This is a genomic window from Pseudomonas sp. GW822-FHT02E03 (assembly GCF_058802325.1).
Genome location: NZ_JBXAOA010000005.1, coordinates 226993 through 247656, shown reverse-complemented (window position 1 = coordinate 247656; position 20664 = coordinate 226993). Strand labels below are relative to the sequence as shown.

21 protein-coding genes are annotated in these 20664 nt (G+C 60.2%); 16 read left to right on the top strand and 5 right to left on the bottom strand.

What is annotated here, in order from left to right:
* Positions 1 to 106: 106 nt before the first annotated feature.
* The 9 genes from AC1RQB_RS06455 (at position 107) to AC1RQB_RS06415 (ending at position 10314) form a co-directional block, all read left to right on the top strand.
* A complete protein-coding gene (locus AC1RQB_RS06455) occupies positions 107 to 982 on the top strand; it encodes an SMP-30/gluconolactonase/LRE family protein (RefSeq protein WP_008067803.1) in 876 nt (291 codons plus the stop codon).
* A 270-nt stretch (positions 983 to 1252) separates the two neighbouring features.
* The gene (locus AC1RQB_RS06450) at positions 1253 to 2071 is read left to right on the top strand and encodes an SDR family oxidoreductase (RefSeq protein ID WP_063341172.1); all 819 of its coding nucleotides are present in this window, start codon (positions 1253 to 1255) and stop codon (positions 2069 to 2071) included.
* Between the two features lie 122 nt (positions 2072 to 2193).
* Positions 2194 to 3198, top strand: coding sequence for a substrate-binding domain-containing protein (locus tag AC1RQB_RS06445; RefSeq protein ID WP_063341171.1), 1005 nt, complete (start codon positions 2194 to 2196; stop codon positions 3196 to 3198).
* A gap of 66 nt (positions 3199 to 3264) precedes the next feature.
* Positions 3265 to 4809, top strand: a complete 1545-nt coding sequence (gene araG / locus AC1RQB_RS06440; protein ID WP_063341170.1) for an L-arabinose ABC transporter ATP-binding protein AraG — start codon at positions 3265 to 3267, stop codon at positions 4807 to 4809.
* A 9-nt stretch (positions 4810 to 4818) separates the two neighbouring features.
* Positions 4819 to 5787, top strand: coding sequence for an L-arabinose ABC transporter permease AraH (araH, locus tag AC1RQB_RS06435; protein WP_063341169.1), 969 nt, complete (start codon positions 4819 to 4821; stop codon positions 5785 to 5787).
* A gap of 209 nt (positions 5788 to 5996) precedes the next feature.
* Positions 5997 to 6710 carry a GntR family transcriptional regulator gene (locus tag AC1RQB_RS06430; RefSeq protein ID WP_008067814.1) on the top strand — a complete coding sequence of 238 codons (714 nt, stop codon included), beginning with the start codon at positions 5997 to 5999 and terminating at the stop codon, positions 6708 to 6710.
* Positions 6707 to 7705: an ADP-ribosylglycohydrolase family protein gene (locus AC1RQB_RS06425; protein ID WP_063341168.1), complete on the top strand. Its 999-nt coding sequence runs from the start codon at positions 6707 to 6709 to the stop codon at positions 7703 to 7705. Before AC1RQB_RS06430 ends, AC1RQB_RS06425 begins: the two co-directional genes overlap by 4 nt.
* A gap of 220 nt (positions 7706 to 7925) precedes the next feature.
* Entirely contained in the window at positions 7926 to 9392 is a 1467-nt protein-coding gene (locus AC1RQB_RS06420; protein ID WP_063341167.1) for a purine-cytosine permease family protein, read from the top strand.
* Entirely contained in the window at positions 9385 to 10314 is a 930-nt protein-coding gene (locus tag AC1RQB_RS06415; protein ID WP_063341166.1) for a PfkB family carbohydrate kinase, read from the top strand. The genes AC1RQB_RS06420 and AC1RQB_RS06415 overlap by 8 nt, the downstream gene beginning before the upstream one ends.
* Positions 10315 to 10449: 135 nt before the next feature.
* Here the strand turns inward: AC1RQB_RS06415 and AC1RQB_RS06410 are convergent, their stop codons facing one another.
* The 4 genes from AC1RQB_RS06410 to AC1RQB_RS06395 form a co-directional block, all read right to left on the bottom strand.
* The gene (locus AC1RQB_RS06410; protein ID WP_063341165.1) at positions 10450 to 10830 is read right to left on the bottom strand and encodes a Rho termination factor N-terminal domain-containing protein; all 381 of its coding nucleotides are present in this window, start codon (positions 10828 to 10830) and stop codon (positions 10450 to 10452) included.
* 112 nt (positions 10831 to 10942) lie between these two features.
* Positions 10943 to 11197 (bottom strand): hypothetical protein, encoded by a 255-nt coding sequence (locus tag AC1RQB_RS06405; RefSeq protein WP_007903936.1) that lies wholly within the window; start codon positions 11195 to 11197, stop codon positions 10943 to 10945.
* A 54-nt stretch (positions 11198 to 11251) separates the two neighbouring features.
* Positions 11252 to 11566 carry a hypothetical protein gene (locus tag AC1RQB_RS06400; protein WP_063341164.1) on the bottom strand — a complete coding sequence of 105 codons (315 nt, stop codon included), beginning with the start codon at positions 11564 to 11566 and terminating at the stop codon, positions 11252 to 11254.
* Positions 11567 to 11659: 93 nt separating this feature from the next.
* Positions 11660 to 12316: an HD domain-containing protein gene (locus tag AC1RQB_RS06395; protein ID WP_063341163.1), complete on the bottom strand. Its 657-nt coding sequence runs from the start codon at positions 12314 to 12316 to the stop codon at positions 11660 to 11662.
* A gap of 220 nt (positions 12317 to 12536) precedes the next feature.
* Here AC1RQB_RS06395 and AC1RQB_RS06390 point away from each other — a divergent pair, with 220 nt between their 5' ends.
* The 6 genes from AC1RQB_RS06390 to AC1RQB_RS06365 all read left to right on the top strand — a co-directional run bounded on the left by AC1RQB_RS06390 (position 12537) and on the right by AC1RQB_RS06365 (position 18433).
* A complete protein-coding gene (locus tag AC1RQB_RS06390) occupies positions 12537 to 13019 on the top strand; it encodes a GNAT family N-acetyltransferase (RefSeq protein WP_063341162.1) in 483 nt (160 codons plus the stop codon).
* A gap of 215 nt (positions 13020 to 13234) precedes the next feature.
* Entirely contained in the window at positions 13235 to 14227 is a 993-nt protein-coding gene (locus tag AC1RQB_RS06385) for a 2-dehydro-3-deoxygalactonokinase (RefSeq protein WP_063341161.1), read from the top strand.
* Positions 14228 to 14246: 19 nt separating this feature from the next.
* Complete coding sequence (locus AC1RQB_RS06380; RefSeq protein ID WP_007903916.1) at positions 14247 to 14867, top strand: 2-dehydro-3-deoxy-6-phosphogalactonate aldolase; 621 nt, start codon at positions 14247 to 14249, stop codon at positions 14865 to 14867.
* 46 nt (positions 14868 to 14913) lie between these two features.
* A complete protein-coding gene (gene dgoD / locus AC1RQB_RS06375) occupies positions 14914 to 16062 on the top strand; it encodes a galactonate dehydratase (protein ID WP_007903915.1) in 1149 nt (382 codons plus the stop codon).
* A gap of 196 nt (positions 16063 to 16258) precedes the next feature.
* Positions 16259 to 17569 (top strand): MFS transporter, encoded by a 1311-nt coding sequence (locus AC1RQB_RS06370; RefSeq protein WP_063341160.1) that lies wholly within the window; start codon positions 16259 to 16261, stop codon positions 17567 to 17569.
* A 60-nt stretch (positions 17570 to 17629) separates the two neighbouring features.
* The gene (locus AC1RQB_RS06365; protein ID WP_008012044.1) at positions 17630 to 18433 is read left to right on the top strand and encodes an IclR family transcriptional regulator; all 804 of its coding nucleotides are present in this window, start codon (positions 17630 to 17632) and stop codon (positions 18431 to 18433) included.
* On the opposite strand, the gene AC1RQB_RS06360 is transcribed toward AC1RQB_RS06365, so the two are convergent.
* Positions 18430 to 19482, bottom strand: a complete 1053-nt coding sequence (locus AC1RQB_RS06360; protein ID WP_063341159.1) for an NAD(P)-dependent alcohol dehydrogenase — start codon at positions 19480 to 19482, stop codon at positions 18430 to 18432. The two genes, AC1RQB_RS06365 and AC1RQB_RS06360, sit on opposite strands and share 4 nt — an antisense overlap.
* Positions 19483 to 19709: 227 nt before the next feature.
* Between AC1RQB_RS06360 and AC1RQB_RS06355 the strand changes: the two genes are divergently transcribed.
* A complete protein-coding gene (locus tag AC1RQB_RS06355; protein WP_063341158.1) occupies positions 19710 to 20600 on the top strand; it encodes an AraC family transcriptional regulator in 891 nt (296 codons plus the stop codon).
* The last annotated feature ends 64 nt before the right edge of the window (positions 20601 to 20664 follow it).

Below are 20664 nucleotides of genomic sequence, written 5' to 3'. Positions count from 1 at the left end.
GGGCTTGCTCGCGAAGGCGATGTGTCAGGCGACAGAGATGGTGAATGTCACTGCCTCTTCGCGAGCAAGCCCGCTCCCACATAAAAGCAATAAAAAAGGAGGTTTCATGACGTGGACTGCGGTTACCGGACACCGTGCGCAACTCGGCGAAGGCCCGTTTTGGGATGCTCCGACCCAGGCGCTGTATTGGGTAGATATCGCGGGTAAGCAAGCGCTGAGGCTGATCGGCGCCAACGTGGAAATCTGGCAGATGCCGGAACACGTGTCCGCATTCATCCCCTGCGAAAGCGGCGATGCCTTGGTGACATTGAGCAGTGGGGTTTATCGGCTGGACCTGGCTTCCCCAGGCCTGGAACCTCGGCTGACCTTGTTCTGCGTCGCCGATCCGCAACCCGGCAATCGCCCCAACGAAGCTCGCTGCGATGCCCAGGGCCGGCTCTGGCTGGGCACCATGCAAAACAACATCGGTGAGCAGGGCGAAGATTTACCCGTCGTGCGCCGCTCGGGGGGCCTGTTTCGCATCGACCGCGATGCTCGGGTTACGCCGCTACTACGAGGATTAGGCATCCCCAACACGTTGCTATGGAGCGACGACGGCACAACCCTGTATTTCGCCGACAGCCTCGACAGCACGCTTTACCGGCATTTCATCCATACCGACGGCAACCTGGACACCGCCTATGTCTGGTTTGGCCCCCACGAACGTGGTGGCCCCGATGGCTCGGCGATGGATGCCGAGGGCTATGTATGGAATGCCCGATGGGATGGCAGTTGTCTGCTCAGGCTGAACCCGGATGGTTATGTGGATCGGGTGATCGAACTGCCGGTCAGCCGTCCCACCAGTTGCGTGTTCGGTGGCGAAGACTTCAAAACCCTGTACATCACCAGCGCCGCAAGCCCGCTCAATCACCCGTTGGACGGCGCGCTGTTATCGATTCGAGTAGATGTGCCCGGAAAAGCCTGTCAACGGTTTGCCGGGTAAAATCCCAAAATATGGGATGCAAAATTATATATTGAGATTGTTTGGTGGTCGGGTTTATAGTCGGCCCCATCAGTTACACGCACTCACACTTAAAAAAACAAAACAGGTGAAGTGATGCAGCGATATTCCACCGCACTCCCTTGTGGAGTCAGTGCTTCAGGCCGCCTCGGCGCCCGGGCGTTTTCGCGCCTGCCTGGTCCCAACAGCTTTTTGACCGGACATCGACAGATGTCCGGTTTTCGTCGTGCCTTCGAACAGGAGTGTTGATCCATGGCTGAACCTCTTTCCTTGCCACCGGTGCCCGAACCGCCCAAGGGTGAGCGCCTGAAAAACAAGGTGGTGCTGTTGACCGGTGCCGCTCAGGGTATTGGCGAAGCGATTGTCGCGACCTTCGCCTCTCAGCAGGCCAGGCTGGTCATCAGCGATATCCAGGGCGAGAAAGTCGAAAAAGTCGCGGCGCACTGGCGTGAACAAGGCGCGGATGTCGTGGCGATCAAGGCCGACGTATCGCGTCAGCAAGACCTGCATGCCATGGCCAGATTAGCCATTGAGCTCCACGGCCGGATCGACGTGCTGGTCAACTGCGCCGGGGTCAACGTGTTCCGCGACCCGCTGCAAATGACCGAAGAAGACTGGCATCGCTGCTTCGCCATCGATCTGGACGGCGCCTGGTATGGCTGCAAGGCTGTGTTGCCGCAAATGATCGAGCAGGGCATTGGCAGCATCATCAACATCGCCTCGACCCATTCCACTCACATCATTCCAGGCTGCTTCCCGTACCCGGTGGCCAAGCACGGTTTGCTCGGCCTGACCCGCGCGCTGGGTATCGAATACGCACCCAAGGGCATTCGCGTCAACGCCATCGCACCGGGCTACATCGAAACTCAACTGAACGTCGATTACTGGAATGGTTTTGCCGACCCCCATGCCGAACGTCAGCGGGCCTTCGACCTGCATCCACCGCGGCGCATCGGCCAGCCGATTGAAGTGGCGATGACCGCTGTGTTCCTGGCCAGCGATGAAGCGCCGTTCATTAACGCTTCATGCATCACCATCGATGGTGGGCGCTCGGTCATGTACCACGACTGAATAACTCGGGTTTCAAGCGCGAAACTACGTCTGAAATCCAATCATCATACGATATGACTATTGGCTGCATGCTTTGAAGGCTTTCAAATAACGCTCAAAAAAAAATAACAAGGAGTCAGCTTATGAAACGTCGTCGTGGGATCCGTTCCCTGTGCTGTGCCGCTTTGGCGGTCACTGCGGTCAGCCTCAGCAGTACATTGCTGGCGGCCGAGGAAGTGAAGATCGGTTTTCTGGTCAAGCAAGCGGAAGAGCCCTGGTTCCAGACCGAATGGGCCTTCGCCGAAAAGGCCGGCAAGGACAAGGGCTTCACCCTCATCAAAATCGCCGTGCCTGATGGCGAGAAAACCCTCTCGGCCATCGACAGCCTGGCGGCCAACGGCGCCAAGGGCTTCGTGATCTGCCCGCCGGACGTGTCCCTGGGCCCTGCGATCATGGCCAAGGCCAAGCTCAACGGTTTGAAAGTGATCGCCGTCGATGACCGTTTCGTCGATGCCGGCGGCAAGTTCATGGAGGACGTGCCGTACCTCGGCATGGCGGCATTTGAAGTCGGCCAGAAGCAGGGCGCCGCCATGGCCACAGAGGCGAAGAAACGCGGCTGGGAATGGAAAGACACTTACGCGGTGATCAACACCTACAACGAACTCGATACCGGTAAAAAGCGCACCGACGGTTCGGTCAAGGCGTTGGAAGACGCCGGTATGCCGAAAGACCACATCCTTTTCTCGGCGCTGAAAACCCTCGACGTACCGGGCAGCATGGACGCCACCAACTCGGCCTTGGTGAAGCTTCCGGGTGCGGCGAAAAACCTGATCATCGGCGGCATGAACGACAACACCGTGCTGGGCGGCGTGCGCGCCACCGAAAGCGCCGGTTTTGCCGCGGCCAACGTGATCGGCATCGGCATCAACGGCACCGATGCTATCGGCGAACTGAAGAAACCCAACAGCGGCTTCTTCGGCTCGATGCTGCCGAGCCCGCACATCGAGGGCTACAACACCGCGAGCATGATGTACGAGTGGGTCACCACCGGCAAAGAACCGCCGAAATACACCGCGATGGATGACGTTACGCTGATCACGCGCGACAACTTCAAGCAGGAACTGGAAAAAATCGGCCTGTGGAACTGAGGCGCGGTTGATTTCATCGGTGGCCCTGGCGACGGGGCTGCCTGACCGGTGTGATGAGGTGGGTTTATGCACGCACACGTACAAACACAAGAACAGAGAATCGGCGGCAGCCTGCGCTTCAACGGGATCGGCAAAACCTTTCCCGGGGTCAAGGCGCTGGACGGCATCAGCTTCGTCGCCCATCCGGGACAGGTTCACGCCTTGATGGGCGAGAACGGTGCCGGTAAATCCACGCTGCTGAAAATCCTGGGTGGTGCTTACACGCCGAGCAGCGGCGATCTGCAGATCGGCGAGCAGAAGAGGATTTTCAAATCTACCGCCGACAGCATTGGCAGCGGGGTCGCGGTGATCCATCAGGAGCTGCACCTGGTGCCGGAAATGACCGTCGCCGAGAACCTGTTTCTCGGGCATCTGCCGGCGAGTTTCGGGCTGATCAATCGCGGCGTTTTGCGACAACAGGCATTGGCCTGCCTTAAAGGCCTGGCCGATGAAATCGATCCGCAAGAGAAAGTCGGGCGCTTGTCCCTGGGCCAGCGGCAACTTGTGGAAATCGCCAAGGCGTTGTCCCGTGGCGCGCATGTGATTGCATTCGACGAGCCCACCAGCAGCCTGTCGGCGCGGGAAATTGATCGCTTGATGGCTATCATCGGGCGCCTGCGTGACGAAGGCAAAGTGGTGCTTTACGTCTCACATCGCATGGAAGAAGTGTTCCGCATCTGTAACGCGGTGACGGTGTTCAAGGACGGTCGCTTCGTGCGCACCTTCGAGGACATGAGCGCGCTGACCCATGATCAGTTAGTCACGTGCATGGTCGGTCGCGACATTCAGGACATCTACGATTACCGCAGCCGTCCGCGTGGCGCGGTGGCGCTCAAGGTCGACGGGTTACTGGGGCCGGGCTTGCGTGAGCCGGTGAGTTTCGAGGCGCACAAGGGTGAAATCCTCGGGCTGTTCGGCCTGGTCGGTGCCGGGCGCACCGAGCTGTTCCGAATGCTCAGCGGGCTCACGCGCAACACCGCCGGGCGCCTGGAGTTGCGCGGTCGTGAACTGAAGCTGCATTCGCCGCGCGATGCCATTGCAGCGGGGATTTTGCTGTGCCCCGAAGACCGCAAGAAGGAGGGCATCCTGCCGCTCGCAAGCGTCGCCGAGAACATCAACATCAGCGCTCGAGGCGCCCATTCCACCTTCGGCTGCCTGTTGCGCGGCCTGTGGGAAAAGGACAATGCCGACAAGCAGATCAAGGCGCTGAAGGTGAAGACGCCCAACGCGGCACAGAAAATCATGTACCTGTCTGGCGGCAATCAGCAGAAGGCGATTCTCGGCCGCTGGCTGTCGATGCCAATGAAAGTCCTGCTGCTCGACGAGCCCACCCGGGGCATCGACATAGGTGCCAAAGCCGAGATCTACCAGATCATCCATAACCTGGCGGCCAGCGGCATCGCGGTGATTGTGGTGTCCAGCGACCTGATGGAAGTCATGGGTATTTCCGACCGCATCCTGGTGCTCTGCGAAGGCGCGATGCGCGGCGAACTGACCCGCGAACAAGCCAATGAATCCAACCTGCTGCAACTGGCGTTGCCACGCCAACGCGTTGCCGACGTGGCGAACTGAGAGGTGACTATGACCGTCCAAAACAAAGCTCTGCCAACCCCGCGCAAACCGCTGGACTTGCGGCGCTTTCTCGATGACTGGGTGATGCTGCTGGCGGCCGTCGGGATCTTCGTGCTCTGCACCTTACTGATCGACAACTTCCTGTCGCCACTGAACATGCGTGGCTTGGGCCTGGCGATTTCTACGACCGGGATTGCCGCATGCACCATGTTGTATTGCCTGGCGTCCGGGCATTTCGACTTGTCGGTGGGCTCGGTGATTGCCTGCGCCGGTGTGGTCGCGGCGGTGGTGATGCGCGACACCGACAGCGTGTTCCTCGGTGTGAGTGCAGCGCTGGTGATGGGGCTGATTGTCGGGCTGATCAATGGCATCGTAATCGCCAAGCTACGGGTCAATGCGTTGATCACCACGCTGGCGACGATGCAGATCGTGCGTGGCCTGGCTTACATTTTTGCCAACGGCAAAGCGGTGGGCGTTTCGCAGGAACAGTTCTTCGTCTTCGGTAATGGCCAGTTGTTCGGCGTGCCAGTGCCGATTCTGATCACCATCGTCTGCTTCCTGTTTTTCGGCTGGTTGCTGAACTACACCACCTACGGGCGCAACACCATGGCCATCGGCGGCAACCAGGAAGCAGCGCTGTTGGCCGGGGTGAACGTTGACCGGACCAAGACCCTCATCTTCGCCGTTCACGGTGTGATCGGTGCGTTGGCCGGGGTGATCCTGGCGTCGCGCATGACGTCCGGCCAGCCGATGATCGGCCAGGGTTTCGAGCTGACGGTGATCTCGGCTTGCGTGCTTGGCGGGGTGTCGTTGAGTGGCGGGATCGGGATGATTCGGCATGTGATTGCCGGGGTGCTGATTCTGGCGATCATCGAGAATGCGATGAACCTGAAGAATATCGATACGTTTTATCAGTACGTGATTCGCGGTTCGATCCTGTTGCTGGCGGTGGTGATTGACCGGTTGAAACAGCGCTGACGGACATTCTTTTACCGATCATTCCCACGCTCTGCGTGGGAATGCAGCCCGGGACGCTCCGCGTCCCAACAGCGGACGCAGAGCGTCCATTGAGGCATTCCCACGCGGAGCATGGGAACGATCATTTGAAGGATCCTTCACCCACTTTCACAAAATATCCCTTGCTCGCCCCAACCCGTTTCAGCTATGACGGTACACCCGAGGTGTACATGATTAGACCGCTACGAATTGACAAGAAACAACAGGTGGTCGACGAGCTCGTCCGGCGCATCGAAAACGGCCTCATGGAGGACGGCGTTCTATTGCCGGGCGAACATCAGTTGGCTCAAGAATTCAAGGTCAGCCGCGGCACGCTGCGTGAAGCCCTGGTCGAACTGAAGCGGCGCCACGACATCGTTACGCAAGGCGCAGTGGGGTCCATTGTCACGTTCGATGGCGTGGTGCTCGATCAGCGCAACGGCTGGGCCCAGGCGCTGGCCGACAATGGGGCGCTGATCAATACCGAAGTGCTGCGGCTGGAGGCGGTTACTCGTCCGGACCTGTTGGCGCGTTTCGGTACCGATCAATTCATCACCCTCGACCGTCGCCGCCGTGGCACCGATGGCACGCTGGTGTCCCTTGAGCGCTCATTGATGCCCGCCACCGGAGGCCTGGAAGGCCTGCCGCGAGTCGGCCTGATCGATGACTCCCTGACCATCACGTTGGCCGCCTATGGCTACATTGGCGATCACGGCGATCAGTGGATCGGCGCCGAACCCTTGAATGCCGAAGACGCCGAATTGCTCGGGCGCCCGGAGGGCACGGTGTTCCTCAAGGCCCTGCGCACCACTTACGACCGTCAGAATCGCTTCATGGAACAGGTCGAAAGCCTGCTCGATCCGGTGCATTTTCGTCTGCATCTGCAAATTGGAACTTCAAAATGACCGCGCTCGACCGTGCGCTGGGCGCCTTCTATGGGCTGGCCCTGGGTGATGCGTTGGGCATGCCGACACAGTCCCTGAGCCGCGCCGAGATCAAGGCGCGCTTCGGCGAGATCACCGATCTGCAAGACGCTGGCCCGGATCAACCAATCGCCGCAAACCTGCCCAAAGGCTCGATCACTGACGATACGGAGCAGGCGATCCTGGTCGGTCAGTTGTTGATTGAAGGCGAGGGCTGGATCGAACCGGCGGTGCTGGCCCAACGCTTGATCAAATGGGAAGCCGGGATGCAAGCCAAGGGCTCGCAGGATTTGCTCGGCCCCTCGACCAAACGCGCGATCGAGATGATCCTCGCCGGCCACTCGTTGGAAGAGGCAGGCCGCCATGGCACCACCAATGGCGCGGCCATGCGTATCACGCCGGTGGGTATTGCGGCCGATGTTGCCGATCCCGAGCGTTTCATCCGCGCCGTGGTGCAAGCCTGTCAGGTGACCCACAACACCACACTGGGAATTGCCAGTGCGGCGGCGGTGGCGGCGGTGGTTTCTGCCGGGATCAACGGCATGGACCTGGGCGAAGCATTGAACCTTGGCCAGCAGATCGCTTGGCAAGCCGAAAGCCATGGCCACTGGGTCGCTGGCGGACGTATCGCCGCACGCATCAGTTGGGCGTGGAGCATCAGCGTCGACAGCGACAAGGCGTTGCTGGCTGATCTGCTGTACGACGTGATCGGCACGTCGGTCGCCTCGCAGGAGTCGGTGGTGGTGTCGTTTGCGCTGGCTCGGCAAGTGGCTATCGGGCAGATGACAGCCTTCGAAGCGTTGTGCATGGCTGCCAGTTTGGGTGGAGATACCGATACCATCGCGGCGATTCTCGGCGCCATGCTTGGGGCCTGTCTGGGGCTTGAGAATTGGCCTGTGGCGATGATCGAGCAGGTTAAAGCGGTAAATGATTTGCAGCTGGAACCGTTGGTGCAGGGGCTTCTGGCTTTGCGTTGACTGTACTGACGTCATCGCGGGCAAGCCCGCTCTCACAGGAATAGTACAAACCTTGAGAGGCACGCCGTACCTGTGGGAGCGGGCTTGCCCGCGATAGGCGCGCCGCTTACTAGAATTGTTCACCCGCAATGGAACGCACTGATATGGCAAGGATCGCCGGAATGTTATCTCGACTTCCGAAATTGCCCATAACCACAACAATGGCAACAGGAGCAGTTGTATGAGTTCATCGAACACCGGGCAAAGTGCCGGGCAATTGGAAACCCGTGGCATCGAGCCGGTGCCGGAAGGGGAGTGCAACGGTCACCCACTGCAACTGTTCTGGGTCTGGTTTGCCGCCAATATTTCCATCCTCGGCTTACCGTTGGGCGCCACGCTGGTGGCCTTCCGCGGCCTGGCGATCTGGCAGGCGATCATCGTCGCCATCCTCGGTGCCGCCGGTTCGTTCGCGGTGGTCGGGATCATCTCCATTGCCGGGCGTCGTGGTCGCGCACCGAGCCTGACGCTGTCGCGAGCCATCTTCGGGGTGCGCGGCAATATCGGCCCGACGCTGGTCTCGCTGATGTCGCGACTGGGTTGGGAAACCGTCAACACCACCACCGCCGCATTCGTCTTGCTGTCGTTGTGCTCGATTCTGTTTGGCTCGCCGGTGGAAGCCAAAAGCGCGCCGCTGCTGACCCTGGTGTTTATCGCGATTTTTGTACTGCTGACGTTGTCGGTGTCCGGCCTAGGCCACGCCACGTTGCTGGTAATCCAGAGATGGGCGACCTATGTGTTCGGTGGGTTGAACATCCTGGTCGGCGGTTTCCTTTGCGCGACCATCGACTGGAGCGCCGTATTCAATGCGACGCCCGCGCCCCTGAGCGCAATGATCATCGGCATCGGCACCATGGCTGCCGGCACCGGGATCGGTTGGGCCAACGCCGGTGCCGACATGTCGCGCTACCAGCACCGCAGCGTCAAAGCCGTGCGTCTGGTGGCGTCGGCGGCGTTCGGTGCGGGGATTCCGTTGGTACTGCTGATCACCCTCGGTGGTTTGCTGTCAGTGGGCAATAACGATCTGGCCTCGGCCACTGACCCAATCGTCGCGATCCGCGACATGCTGCCGACCTGGATGGCCGTGCCGTATCTGATCACCGCATTCGGCGGGCTGCTGCTGTCGAACAACCTGTCGGTGTACTCCGCCGGTTTGACCACGCTGACCCTCGGCCTGAAGGTCAAGCGCGTGTATGCGGTGGTGCTCGATATCATTGCGATCTTCGCCGGCTCGATCTACTTCATGCTGATCGCCGAGAGTTTTTACGGCCCGTTCATCACCTTCATTTCCTTGCTGGCGGTGCCAATCACGGCATGGGGCGGGATCTTTGTGGTCGACCTGATTCATCGTCATTACTACAGCCCCCAAGACCTGCTGGACGTCAGCCCGAGCAGCGCCTACTGGTATCGCGGTGGCGTCGAGTGGCGCGCCTTCGGTGCATGGGCGGTGGCGATTGTGTTGGGTTTCAGTTTCACCACCATTGGCACCACTGAACAAGATGTCTGGTTCCGGGGCTTTTTGTCCGACTCCTGGCTGGGCCACAACGGCCTGGGCTGGATCGTCACGTTCGTGGTCGCCGGTGGCATTTACTGGGTACTCGGCGGTGCCAAGGATCGCCGCACTGCGTTGATCGAGCCGGCTCATGCCTAATCTGCTACACACCGGCCAGGTCATGATCGACCTGGTCATGGCCGTGGATAAATTGCCTCAATCGGGCGGTGACGTGCTGGCGCAATCCGCCCGTTTCGAGGCTGGCGGTGGCTTCAATGTGATGGCTGCGGCCCGGCGAAACGGCTTGCCGGTAGTCTACCTCGGTGGCCATGGCAAGGGCCGTTTCGGCGACATGGCCCGAGAGGCGATGACGGCTGAAGGCATTCGGATTGGCATTGATCAGAGCACTGAGCGCGACACCGGGCTGTGTGTCGCGCTGACCGAAGCCTCGGCTGAGCGCACGTTCATTTCCTGCATCGGTGCCGAAGGCGAATTGACCGCCGAAGACCTGGCGAGTGTGCCGGCCGAGGCGGGCGATTTTGTCTATGTCAGCGGCTATAGCCTGCTGCATGGCGGCAAGGCTCAGGCGCTGGTGAATTGGGTGCTGGATTTGCCGGACGGGATCAAGGTGGTGTTCGATCCGGGGCCGTTGGTGGATTCGCCGGACGCGCCGCTGATGAAGGCTTTGTTTCCGCGCATCGATCTGTGGACCAGCAACCGCGTCGAGGCGCTGCGGTTTACCGGGGCGTCAGACATTGCCGAGGCGTTGAATGGGCTGGCGGATCATTTGCCGACGGACGCCTTGATGGTGGTTCGCGATGGGTCGCAGGGGTGCTGGATCAGCCAGCATGGTGACCGTCAGCATGTGCCGGGATTCAAGGTCACGGCCGTTGACAGCAACGGTGCGGGGGATGCCCATGCCGGGGTGTTGGTTGCGGGGTTGGCACAAGGTTTGTCGGCGATAGACGCGGCGCGGCGGGCCAACGCGGCAGCTGCTTTGGCCGTCACTCGTTGGGGGCCGGCGACTTCGCCGGGGGCGGCTGAACTGGATGCATTCATTCGCGATACTTTCGGCGCCTGATCAGCCGCTATCGCGAGCAGGCTCGCTCCCACATTGGATTTATGCCAGCCGCCAATATTGCGGTTCACACGAATCAACTGTGGGAGCGAGCCTGCTCGCGATGGGGCCCTTGAACTCACCATCAAATCCGGACCCTTACCCGGCCTTGCGCAACGCCTCGATCAACTCCTGCTTGCGCATGCTCGAGCGCCCCGGAATCTTCTTCGCTCGGGCTTCTTTCCTCAGGCTGTCTACCGTCTGCGTCTCGCGCGAAGCCTTGCTGTTGCGCGGCTTGCCTTCACGGGTGGCCACCGCACGCCGGGCTGACTCCTTGCGATCTGCAGACTTGGCGCTGGCCGGCTTCTTGCGCCCGGAGCCGCCAGCGCGTTCACCTCCGCCCGACTGCTTGTTCACCGTGGCCCAGGCGCGAGCTTCGGCTTCATCTTTCGACACGCCTTTGTGCTCGTAGCTTTCTTCGATGTGTTCGGCCTTGCGCTTTTGCTCGGCGGTGTATTTGTCTTTGCTTCCTCGAGGCATGGGACTTCTCCTGGTTGTAGGCGCTGGCGAAGGCTCGGGCCGCGTTCGGACGATCTTTGCTCTTCAAACATTCACAGGCAAAAGATCGCAACCTGTTGCAGCGCCTACTCAGTTAGACATCCAGCTTGCGCGCCGCTTCAACCCCAGCGGCGCTGAGTTTGATCGGCAGGTTCAGCGAGTGCTCGCCGGCTTCGTTGCAGATCACATGACCGTGCTGGATCAGCCCGCGATCCTGCAGAGTGGCGAGGGTGCTGGCCACGACTTTCTCCCCCCGGTAATTGTCCAGAACCTCCTTGCCCAAGCCATTTGGGTGGGCGTGTAGCAGACGGGTCAGGACTTCTTTTTCCAGGTTTTTATCAACGTTCATGGTTACCTCTTCGTTAGGACGGATAGGTATTGCAGGTCGCTCGCATCGGCGGTTTTACTGATTGACGCTACGGCCTTCGGAGCCCGAGCCACCGGTGGTGGTTTTCGAGCCGACGCCGGTTCCGGCGTTGTCGGGAGTCTGGGGGCCGGGTGTATTCATCCCGCCCTGAGCGCCCGCGTCGTCGTGATAAATCCGTGGGTCTGTGGCCGTCGGAGAAGGCGATCGGCCGCTGTCGATGCCTTGGGTGGTCGCAGATTCGGGCCTTTGGAGTGGATCGGTCGGGTCGGCCCCGGAAGAGCTGGTCGCGGCGAGCGCGACAGAGGAGAGCAGCGTGGTGAGAGCGAGGGCGGTCAGTCGGGACGTGATCATGGTGTCGTCTCCGTTGATTAGAGTCCTTACCCAATATTGGTCCTCGCTTACCTGGATTGGTGCCTGATGAACGACGAGTGGTGCCGCCCAGACTTATTGATCGACGCCAATTTCCTCCTTGAACAGCTCCATGAAACCCTTCATGCGTTCGTGGCGAATCTGTGCCAGACGTTGACCGGTGGTCGTTTGGAAACCGTCCGCCAGGTGCAGCAGTTTGGTCTGGAAATGATCGAGGCAAAAGCGCTTGTCGTCGTAGTCCCGCTCTTTTGCCTCTGGGTCCAACGGGTCGTACAACGCACTGCCCATGCGCCCGGCGATGTAGAAGGTACGCGCCACGCCGAGCATGCCAAGGGAGTCGAGGCGGTCGGCGTCCTGAATGATTTTCGCTTCGAGGGTGGTGGGCGTGATGTTGGCGCTGAAGCTGTGGGCTTCGATGGCGTGAGCGACCGCTGTAATTTTTGCGCCAGGCCAATCCAGGGCTATCAGTACGGTCGAAGCTTTCTGCGCCGCCAGCCGTGATGCCTGTGAGCGCAGCGGCGAGTTCTTCTCCACCGCCACGCAATCGTGCAACAGCACGGCGGCCAGCAGCACCTCAAGATCACCGCCTTCTTGCGCATGAAGCGTGCGCACGTTGTGCCACACCCGCTGCAAGTGCGACAGATCATGGGCGCCATCCTCGCTAGGTTCCAGCGCGTGGGGCAGCAGTTCAGAAGCCAGATTGTGCAGCGGCGCGAAAGCGGCGGTGGTCATGGAGTTCCTTGGATTCGACTCGGTTTTTGTGATCAATGAGCACCCTGTGGGAGCGGGCTTGCCCGCGAAGGCGTCAGTACAGTCACGCTGATTTCGCAGGCGGGCTCGTTCATACAAAGCGCCACAAAACATTAATGCTACATGACGTTTTGCTTTCAAATGTGACGAGCGCCGCGCGCGGACTTAGTATGGCGTTTTCAACTTTTCACAAGGCACGTTCATGACGATCGAAATCCGCCCGGCAACCCCCAGCGATGCTCCGCAAATCCTCGCGTTCATCACTGAACTGGCCGACTTCGAACGTGCCCGCCACGAAGTCATCGCCAGCGTCGCCGACATCGAGCGCAGCCTGTTCAGCGAAGGCGCCACCGCCCATGGCCTGATTTGCCTGCGCGATGGCCTGCCGATCGGCTTTGCGGTGTTCTTTTTCAGCTATTCCACCTGGTTGGGCAGCAACTGCCTGTACCTCGAAGACCTCTACATCACCCCTGAACAACGAGGCGGCGGCGCCGGTAAAACCTTGCTGCGCCACCTGGCAAAAATCGCCTGCGCCAATGACTGCGGCCGTTTCGAATGGAGCGTGCTGGACTGGAACAAACCGGCGATCGAATTCTACAAATCCCTCGGCGCACAGCCGCAGGAGGAGTGGGTTCGGTATCGGATGGATGGGGCGGTGTTGCGCGAGTTTGCCGAGGGCAATTGATCTCCTGAAAGATCGCAGCCTTCGGCAGCTCCTACACGGGATTGTGTTCGACCGCGCTATTGCGTCGTACATCGATCTGTAGGGACTGCCGAAAGCTGCGATCTTTTTTTGTGCTTCTCCCAATATATGGGATTGATATTTATATATTGAGATTTACCTTCGTCCAGGTTTATAGTCCAGCTCACTCACTGCCAAAAAACAAAACAGGTGAAGCGATGCTGGCGCAATTGATCGCGCTCGATTGGGGGACAACCTCATTACGTGCTTACAAACTCGGCTTCGGTGGCCAGGTGCTGGAACAGCGCTCGCTGTCGTCCGGGATCATGCAGCTGCCCAGGACGCCGCGAATCATCGTCGGCCAGGAATGTGCCGACGGTTTTGAATTGGCCTTCGATGAGGCGTGCGGTGACTGGCTCGACGCACAGCCCGATTTGCCGGTGATTGCTTGCGGCATGGTCGGCAGTGCTCAGGGCTGGCGGGAAGCGGCCTACTGCGACACGCCGGCGAACGTCGCCAATCTCGGAACTTCCCTACAAATCGTTCGCAGTCTTCGCGGTGTCGATGTGCACATCGTGCCGGGCGTTATTCAGCGTTCGCGCTTGCCGAATGTGATGCGCGGCGAGGAAACCCAAGTCCTCGGTGTGTTGCAGCATCTGCCGAGCGGGGCGGGCAACGATCTGTTGATCGGCTTGCCGGGCAGCCATTCGAAATGGGTGGAAGTGGCCGACGGCTGCATCGTGCATTTCGATACTTTCATGACCGGCGAAGTCTTTGCCGTCCTCAGTGAACACAGCATTCTGGGGCGCACTCAGCAGCGCGGCGCGTCTTTTAATGGCGAAGCGTTTGATCGTGGCGTGCGGGTGGCCCTGTCGGCGGACGGCGAGATCGGACCGCTGTCGACATTGTTCAGTGCCCGCAGTCTGGGGCTGACCGGTGAACTGAGCGCCACGGCTCAACCGGACTACCTGTCGGGCTTGCTGATTGGTCATGAACTGGCGGCGCTGGCCAACGTTCAGCGGCGTCGGCGCAACAGCGTCCATCTGCCGTCGATCATCCTCATCGGCAACTCCCAACTCTGCGCCCGCTACAGCCGTGCGCTCGACGCCTGCGGTTTTGCCCGGGTGACCCTGGCCGAGCAGGCCACCGAACGCGGGTTGTGGCAGTTGGCGGTCGCCGCCGGACTGATCACGACACCCCCATCCCGTTAAACCTGACTGGAGGTCTGACATGCTCAAGCAAGCACTGGCACAAAACGGTCTGATCGCGATCCTGCGTGGCCTGCGTCCGCAAGAAGCGGCAGCCGTCGGCGAAGTCCTGTACTCGGCCGGATTTCGCGTCATTGAAGTGCCGCTTAATTCCCCCGAACCGTACGAAAGTATCCGCATCCTGCGCAGTACCTTACCCGCCGATTGCCTGATCGGTGCAGGCACGGTGCTGACGCCGGAGCAGGTCGAGCAAGTGAAAGCGGCGGGCGGCCAAGTGATCGTCATGCCCCACAGCGATGCCAAGGTGTTGCGCGCCGCGAAAGCGGCGGGGCTGTTCCTGTCGCCGGGTGTGGCGACGCCGACCGAAGCCTTTGCTGCATTGGCCGAAGGGGCGGATGTGCTGAAGATGTTCCCGGCCGAACAAATGGGCCCCGCCGTTGTGAAAGCCTGGCTGGCGGTGTTGCCGGCAGGGACGGTGCTGGTGCCGGTGGGCGGGATTACGCCAGACAACATGCAGGTGTTTATCGAGGCAGGTGTCAAAGGTTTCGGGCTGGGTTCCGGGTTGTTCAAACCGGGCATGACACCTGAGCAAGTGGCGGTAAACGCCAAGGCGTATGTCGCTGCCTGGAATGCTTTGCGTTAAGACTTTTTGGCGCTGCGAGCGCTGCATCTAATAAGAGAGGCAATAGATGAAAATCACCAAACTCACTACCTTCATCGTTCCGCCGCGCTGGTGCTTCCTCAAGGTCGAAACCGACGAGGGCGTGACCGGTTGGGGTGAGCCCGTGGTCGAAGGCCGCGCACACACCGTCGCTGCTGCGGTTGAGGAATTGTCCGACTACCTGATCGGCAAAGACCCACGCAACATCGAAGACATCTGGACCGTGCTCTACCGTGGCGGCTTCTACCGTGGCGGCGCGATCCACATGAGCGCTCTGGCCGGCATCGACCAGGCGTTGTGGGACATCAAGGGCAAGGCTCTGGGTGTGTCGGTCAGCGATCTGTTGGGTGGTCAGGTGCGCGACAAGATTCGTGTGTATTCGTGGATCGGTGGTGATCGCCCAGCGGACACCGCTCGCGCTGCGAAAGAAGCGGTCAGCCGTGGTTTCACGGCGGTGAAAATGAACGGCACCGAAGAACTGCAATTTCTCGATTCCTTCGAGAAGGTCGATCTGGCCTTGGCCAACGTCGCCGCCGTACGCGATGCCGTCGGCCCGAATGTCGGCATCGGCGTGGACTTCCATGGTCGGGTGCATAAGCCCATGGCCAAGGTGCTGATGAAGGAACTCGACCCGTACAAACTGATGTTCATCGAAGAGCCGGTGCTGAGCGAAAACTACGAAGCGCTGAAAGAACTGGCACCGCTGACCAGCACACCGATTGCCCTCGGCGAGCGGTTGTTCTCGCGTTGGGATTTCAAGCGAGTGCTCAGCGAAGGCTACGTCGACATCATCCAGCCCGATGCTTCCCATGCAGGTGGCATCACCGAAACCCGCAAGATCGCCAACATGGCTGAAGCCTACGACGTGGCACTGGCGCTGCATTGCCCGTTGGGCCCGATTGCCCTGGCGGCGTGCCTGCAACTGGACGCGGTTTGCTACAACGCCTTCATCCAGGAACAGAGCCTGGGCATCCATTACAACGAGAGCAATGACCTGCTCGATTATGTGAAAGATCCACGGGTGTTCGACTACGACAAAGGCTTCGTGAAGATCCCCAACGGCCCGGGCTTGGGCATCGAGATCAACGAGGAATACGTGATCGAGCGCGCCGCCGTCGGCCACCGCTGGCGCAACCCGATCTGGCGCCATGCCGATGGCAGCTTTGCCGAGTGGTGAGTTCATTTTGACTCAACACAAATCCCTGTGGGAGCCAGCCTGCTGGCGATTTGGTCGGCACTCCCAGCATTCTTGGTGACTGACACAACGCTATCGCCAGCAGGCTGGCTCCCACAGTTTGATCTCCATGGACAGGGAGATTTGCAGCAAACCCGATTTCACATCGACCTCAATAAACATAAGAAGAGGCACCCCCATGCAACCGCAAACCCTCACCGGGCAGGCGTCGTTGGTGACGCCGAGCCGCAAGCGGTTTTTCATCATGGTCCTGTTGTTCATCACCGTGGTGATCAACTACCTGGACCGCAGCAACCTGTCGATTGCCGCCCCGGCGCTGACCAGCGACCTGGGCATCGATCCGATCCATGTCGGGCTGATCTTTTCCGCGTTCGGCTGGACCTACGCCGCCATGCAGATCCCCGGCGGCTGGCTGGTGGACCGGGTGCCGCCGCGCATCCTGTATAGCGTCGCATTGTTGCTGTGGTCGCTGGCCACGGTGATGCTCGGCTTCGCTGCCAGTTTCATCGCGCTGTTCGTGCTGCGCATGGCCGTTGGTGCCCTGGAGGCGCCGGCGTATCCGATCAACAGCCGCGTGGTGACGACCTGGTTTCCTGAGCGCGAGCGCGCCACGGCCATTGGTTTCTACACCTCAGGGCAGTTCGTCGGGCTGGCGTTTCTCACACCGGTACTCGCGTGGTTGCAACACCAATATGGCTGGCACATGGTGTTTGTCAGCACCGGTGCGGTGGGCATCATTTGGGCGGTGATCTGGTACGCGGTGTATCGCGAACCACGGGATTTCAAGGGCGCCAACGACGCTGAAATCGAGCTGATCCGCGAGGGCGGCGGGCTGGTGGATATCCAGGCTGAAGCCGCGAAGACCAAGGCTAAATTCAGCTGGATCGACCTTGGGATTGTCCTGAGCAAACGCAAGTTGTGGGGCATTTACCTCGGTCAGTTCTGCCTCAATTCGACGTTGTGGTTTTTTCTGACGTGGTTCCCCACCTACCTGGTGAAATATCGCGGCATGGATTTCATCAAGTCTGGCTTGCTGGCGTCGTTGCCGTTTCTGGCGGCATTCGTCGGTGTGCTGTGTTCGGGGTTCTTCTCGGACTTTTTGATCCGTCGCGGCTACACGGTGGGTTTCGCCCGCAAGTTACCAATCATTGGTGGCCTGCTGATCTCGACTTCGATCATCGGTGCCAACTTCGTCGAATCGACGCCGCTGGTGATTGCCTTCCTCGCGCTGGCCTTCTTCGGTAATGGTCTGGCTTCGATTACCTGGTCGCTGGTGTCGACCCTGGCCCCGGCGCGCTTGCTTGGATTGACCGGTGGGGTGTTCAATTTCATCGGCAACCTGGCGGCGATTACCACGCCCATCGTCATCGGTTTCCTCGCCTCGGGTGATTCGTTTGCCCCGGCGATTACTTATATCTCGGTTCTGGCGTTGTTGGGTGCGCTTTCCTACGTGTTGTTGGTGGGCAAGGTCGAGCGTATCAAGTTGTAGTCGCGGCCTTCGGGCGACCATAATGCCGCCCGTTCACTCGCTCAACGGTAAAGGCTGGATATGCAGGAAGACGCCCCAAAAATCGCCAAGGACGCCGCGCCGACCGGCACCCAGACACTGCTTCGTGGTTTGGGCGTGGTTCAGGCCGTGGCCAGTGGCGCCCGCGATCTCAAGGAAATCGCCCGGCTGATCGGCACGACGCGCAGTACCACCCATCGTCTGGCCAGTTGCCTGGTGGACGAGCGATATTTGCGGGTGGTGCCGCAAGTCGGTTATCTGCTGGGGCCGAAACTGATCGAGCTGGGTTTCCAGGCTCGTGAAGAGTTGCCACTGGTGACGCTGGCCGGGCCGTATCTGGATGAGTTGTCGGCGTTGACCGGCGACACCATTCACCTGGCGATTCGTGAAGGTGACGAGGTGCTGTACCTGCACAAGAATCCGGGGCGCAACGGTCCGGAAATGCGTTCGCGGGTGGGGCATCGCATGCCATTGGCGCGTACCGGGATCGGTAAGGCGCTGATGCTCGATGACACGCAGGAAGAATGGCAGCGGCTGTACGAAATCAGCTTGCCGGTGGGTGGGAAAAATCAGTTCTGGCCGCAGCACCCGGAGCAATCCTGGGAGCAGTTTCAGCAGCGCATGATTGAGTATGTGGCTGGCGGGTACGCCTTCGACCTGGAAGACAACGAACCGTCGATTCGCTGCGTGGCGGCGCCGATCCGCGATGCCAGCAAGCGCATCGTCGCCGGTATCAGCATCGCCAGCACCGTGCCGTACATGCCGCTGGAAAAAATGGCCGAGCTGATTCCCCTGATCAAAGGGGTCACAGCCCGGCTGTCGGCGGAGCTTGGCTTGAAGGTTTAAACCTTCAGTGTCGCCATGTCGATCACGAAGCGGTACTTCACGTCACCGGCAATCATGCGGGTGTAAGCCTCGTTGATCTGGCGGATGTCGAGCATTTCGATGTCGCAGGTGATGCCGTGCTCGGCGCAGAAATCCAACACTTCCTGGGTTTCGGCGATGCCGCCGATCAGCGAGCCTGCCAGCACGCGACGACCCAATACCAGTTTGGCAGCGTGCACCGGTGGATCGACCGGTTCGATCAAGCCCACCAGAATGTGTACGCCGTCGAAACGCAGGGTATCGAGGTAGGGATTGAGGTCGTGCTGCACCGGAATGGTGTCCAGCAGGAAGTCGAAATGTCCTGCGGCGGCTTTCATCTGCTCAGCGTCGGTGGACACGATCACGTGGTCCGCGCCTTGGCGACGACCTTCTTCAGCCTTGCTCGCCGAGCGGGTGAACAACGTCACTTCAGCGCCCATCGCCTTGGCAAACTTGATGCCCATGTGGCCGAGGCCACCCATGCCGAGAATCCCGACCTTGTCACCGGCCTTGACGCCATAGTGCTTGAGCGGCGAATAGGTGGTGATGCCGGCGCACAGAATCGGCGCGGCGCTGGCCGGGTCGAGTTTCTCCGGGATGCGCACGACAAAGTGCTCGCTGACCACGATGCTGTCGGAGTAACCGCCCATGGTGTTGCTGCCATCGACCCGGTCCGGGGTGGCGTACGTCATGGTCGGACCTTCCAGGCAGTATTGCTCCAGATCCGCCTGACAGGCTTCGCAGTGGCGGCACGAGTCGACCATGCAGCCGACCCCGACCAGGTCGCCGACTTTGTGTTTAGTAACGTTCGCACCGACGGCGGTAACTTTGCCTACGATTTCGTGGCCGGGCATCAGTGGGTAAACAGCAATGCCCCACTCGTTGCGGGCCTGATGGATGTCGGAATGGCAGACGCCACAGTAGAGAATGTCGATCGCAACGTCGTCGGCCCGTGGGCTGCGGCGTTCGAATTTCATCGGGGCGAGGGGAGTGGTGGCTGATTGAGCGGCGTATCCGATGGCGGTGTACATGGTGAACCTCGCAAAAGCGGTGACAGGTGAGGCGAGCAATTCTGGGCGCCGCACGGGTGACCGGCCATGGCGATTCCTCCGGGTGTCATGCCTAATCCTCCGGCATGCACCGTTGATTGGTCGCATTGGCGTTCAGACCTGCGATGATGCTTTCATCCCGTTTTTGCGACTTTTTTGTGACTTCTTTTGTGACTTCTTTTGTGACTTCTTTTGTGAAGAGCTCCCTCATGTTGTTGACCCGTCATCTCGATGCCAATGCCACCCTGGTTTCGCTGATCCAGCCGCTGACCCTTCGCGATGGTTTCGCTCCCACCGCATTGCCGGGGGTGCAGGTTTTGCGCGCCAGTTGTGATGTGGCCCGTGGCCCGCAAATCTACGAGCCAAGCCTGGTCATCATCGCCCAAGGCAGCAAGTTGGCGTATCTGGGCCCGCGTACGCTTGAATACGGTGCCGGGCATTATCTGATTCAGGCGTTGCCGGTGCCCTTCGAGTGCGAAACGTTTTCGGCGCCGGATGGCCCGATGCTGGGCGTTTCCATCGCCATCGACCGGGTAATGCTCGGTGAGTTGGTATTGGCCATGGGGCTGTCGCCGGGGCGCACGGTTCCCGCACAGACGCCCGAGTCCATGACTTCGGCAGTGCTCGACGATGCCATGCGCGGTTGTGTGGAGAGGTTGTTGCGCTGCCTGCACGATCCGCTGGAATGCCAGATCATGGGCCCGGCGCGATTGCGTGAATTGTTGTTCGTGGCGTTGCGGGGGCCGCAAGCGGATGTATTGCGCGCGCTGGTGGAACAACAGGGGCAGTTCGCCCGGATCGCGGCGTCCCTGAGTCATCTGCATGCGCATTACACCGAACCGCTGAACGTCGAGACCCTGGCCAGTTGCGCGAACATGAGCGCGTCGACGTTTCATGAGCATTTCAAGCGCAGCACCTTGTTGTCGCCGGTGCAGTATTTGAAGCGTTTGCGCTTGCTCAGGGCCCAGCAGTTGTTGCTGGGCGAAGGCTTGGGCGTGGCCCAGGTGGCGCATCGGGTGGGGTATCAGAGCACGTCGCAGTTCAGCCGCGAGTACAAGCGTTACTTCGAACGTAATCCCGGAGATGAGCGGGCTGCTTGATACACCACGAATCCCCATGTGGGAGCGGGCTTGCTCGCGAATGCGGTGGGTCAGTCGACTTAAC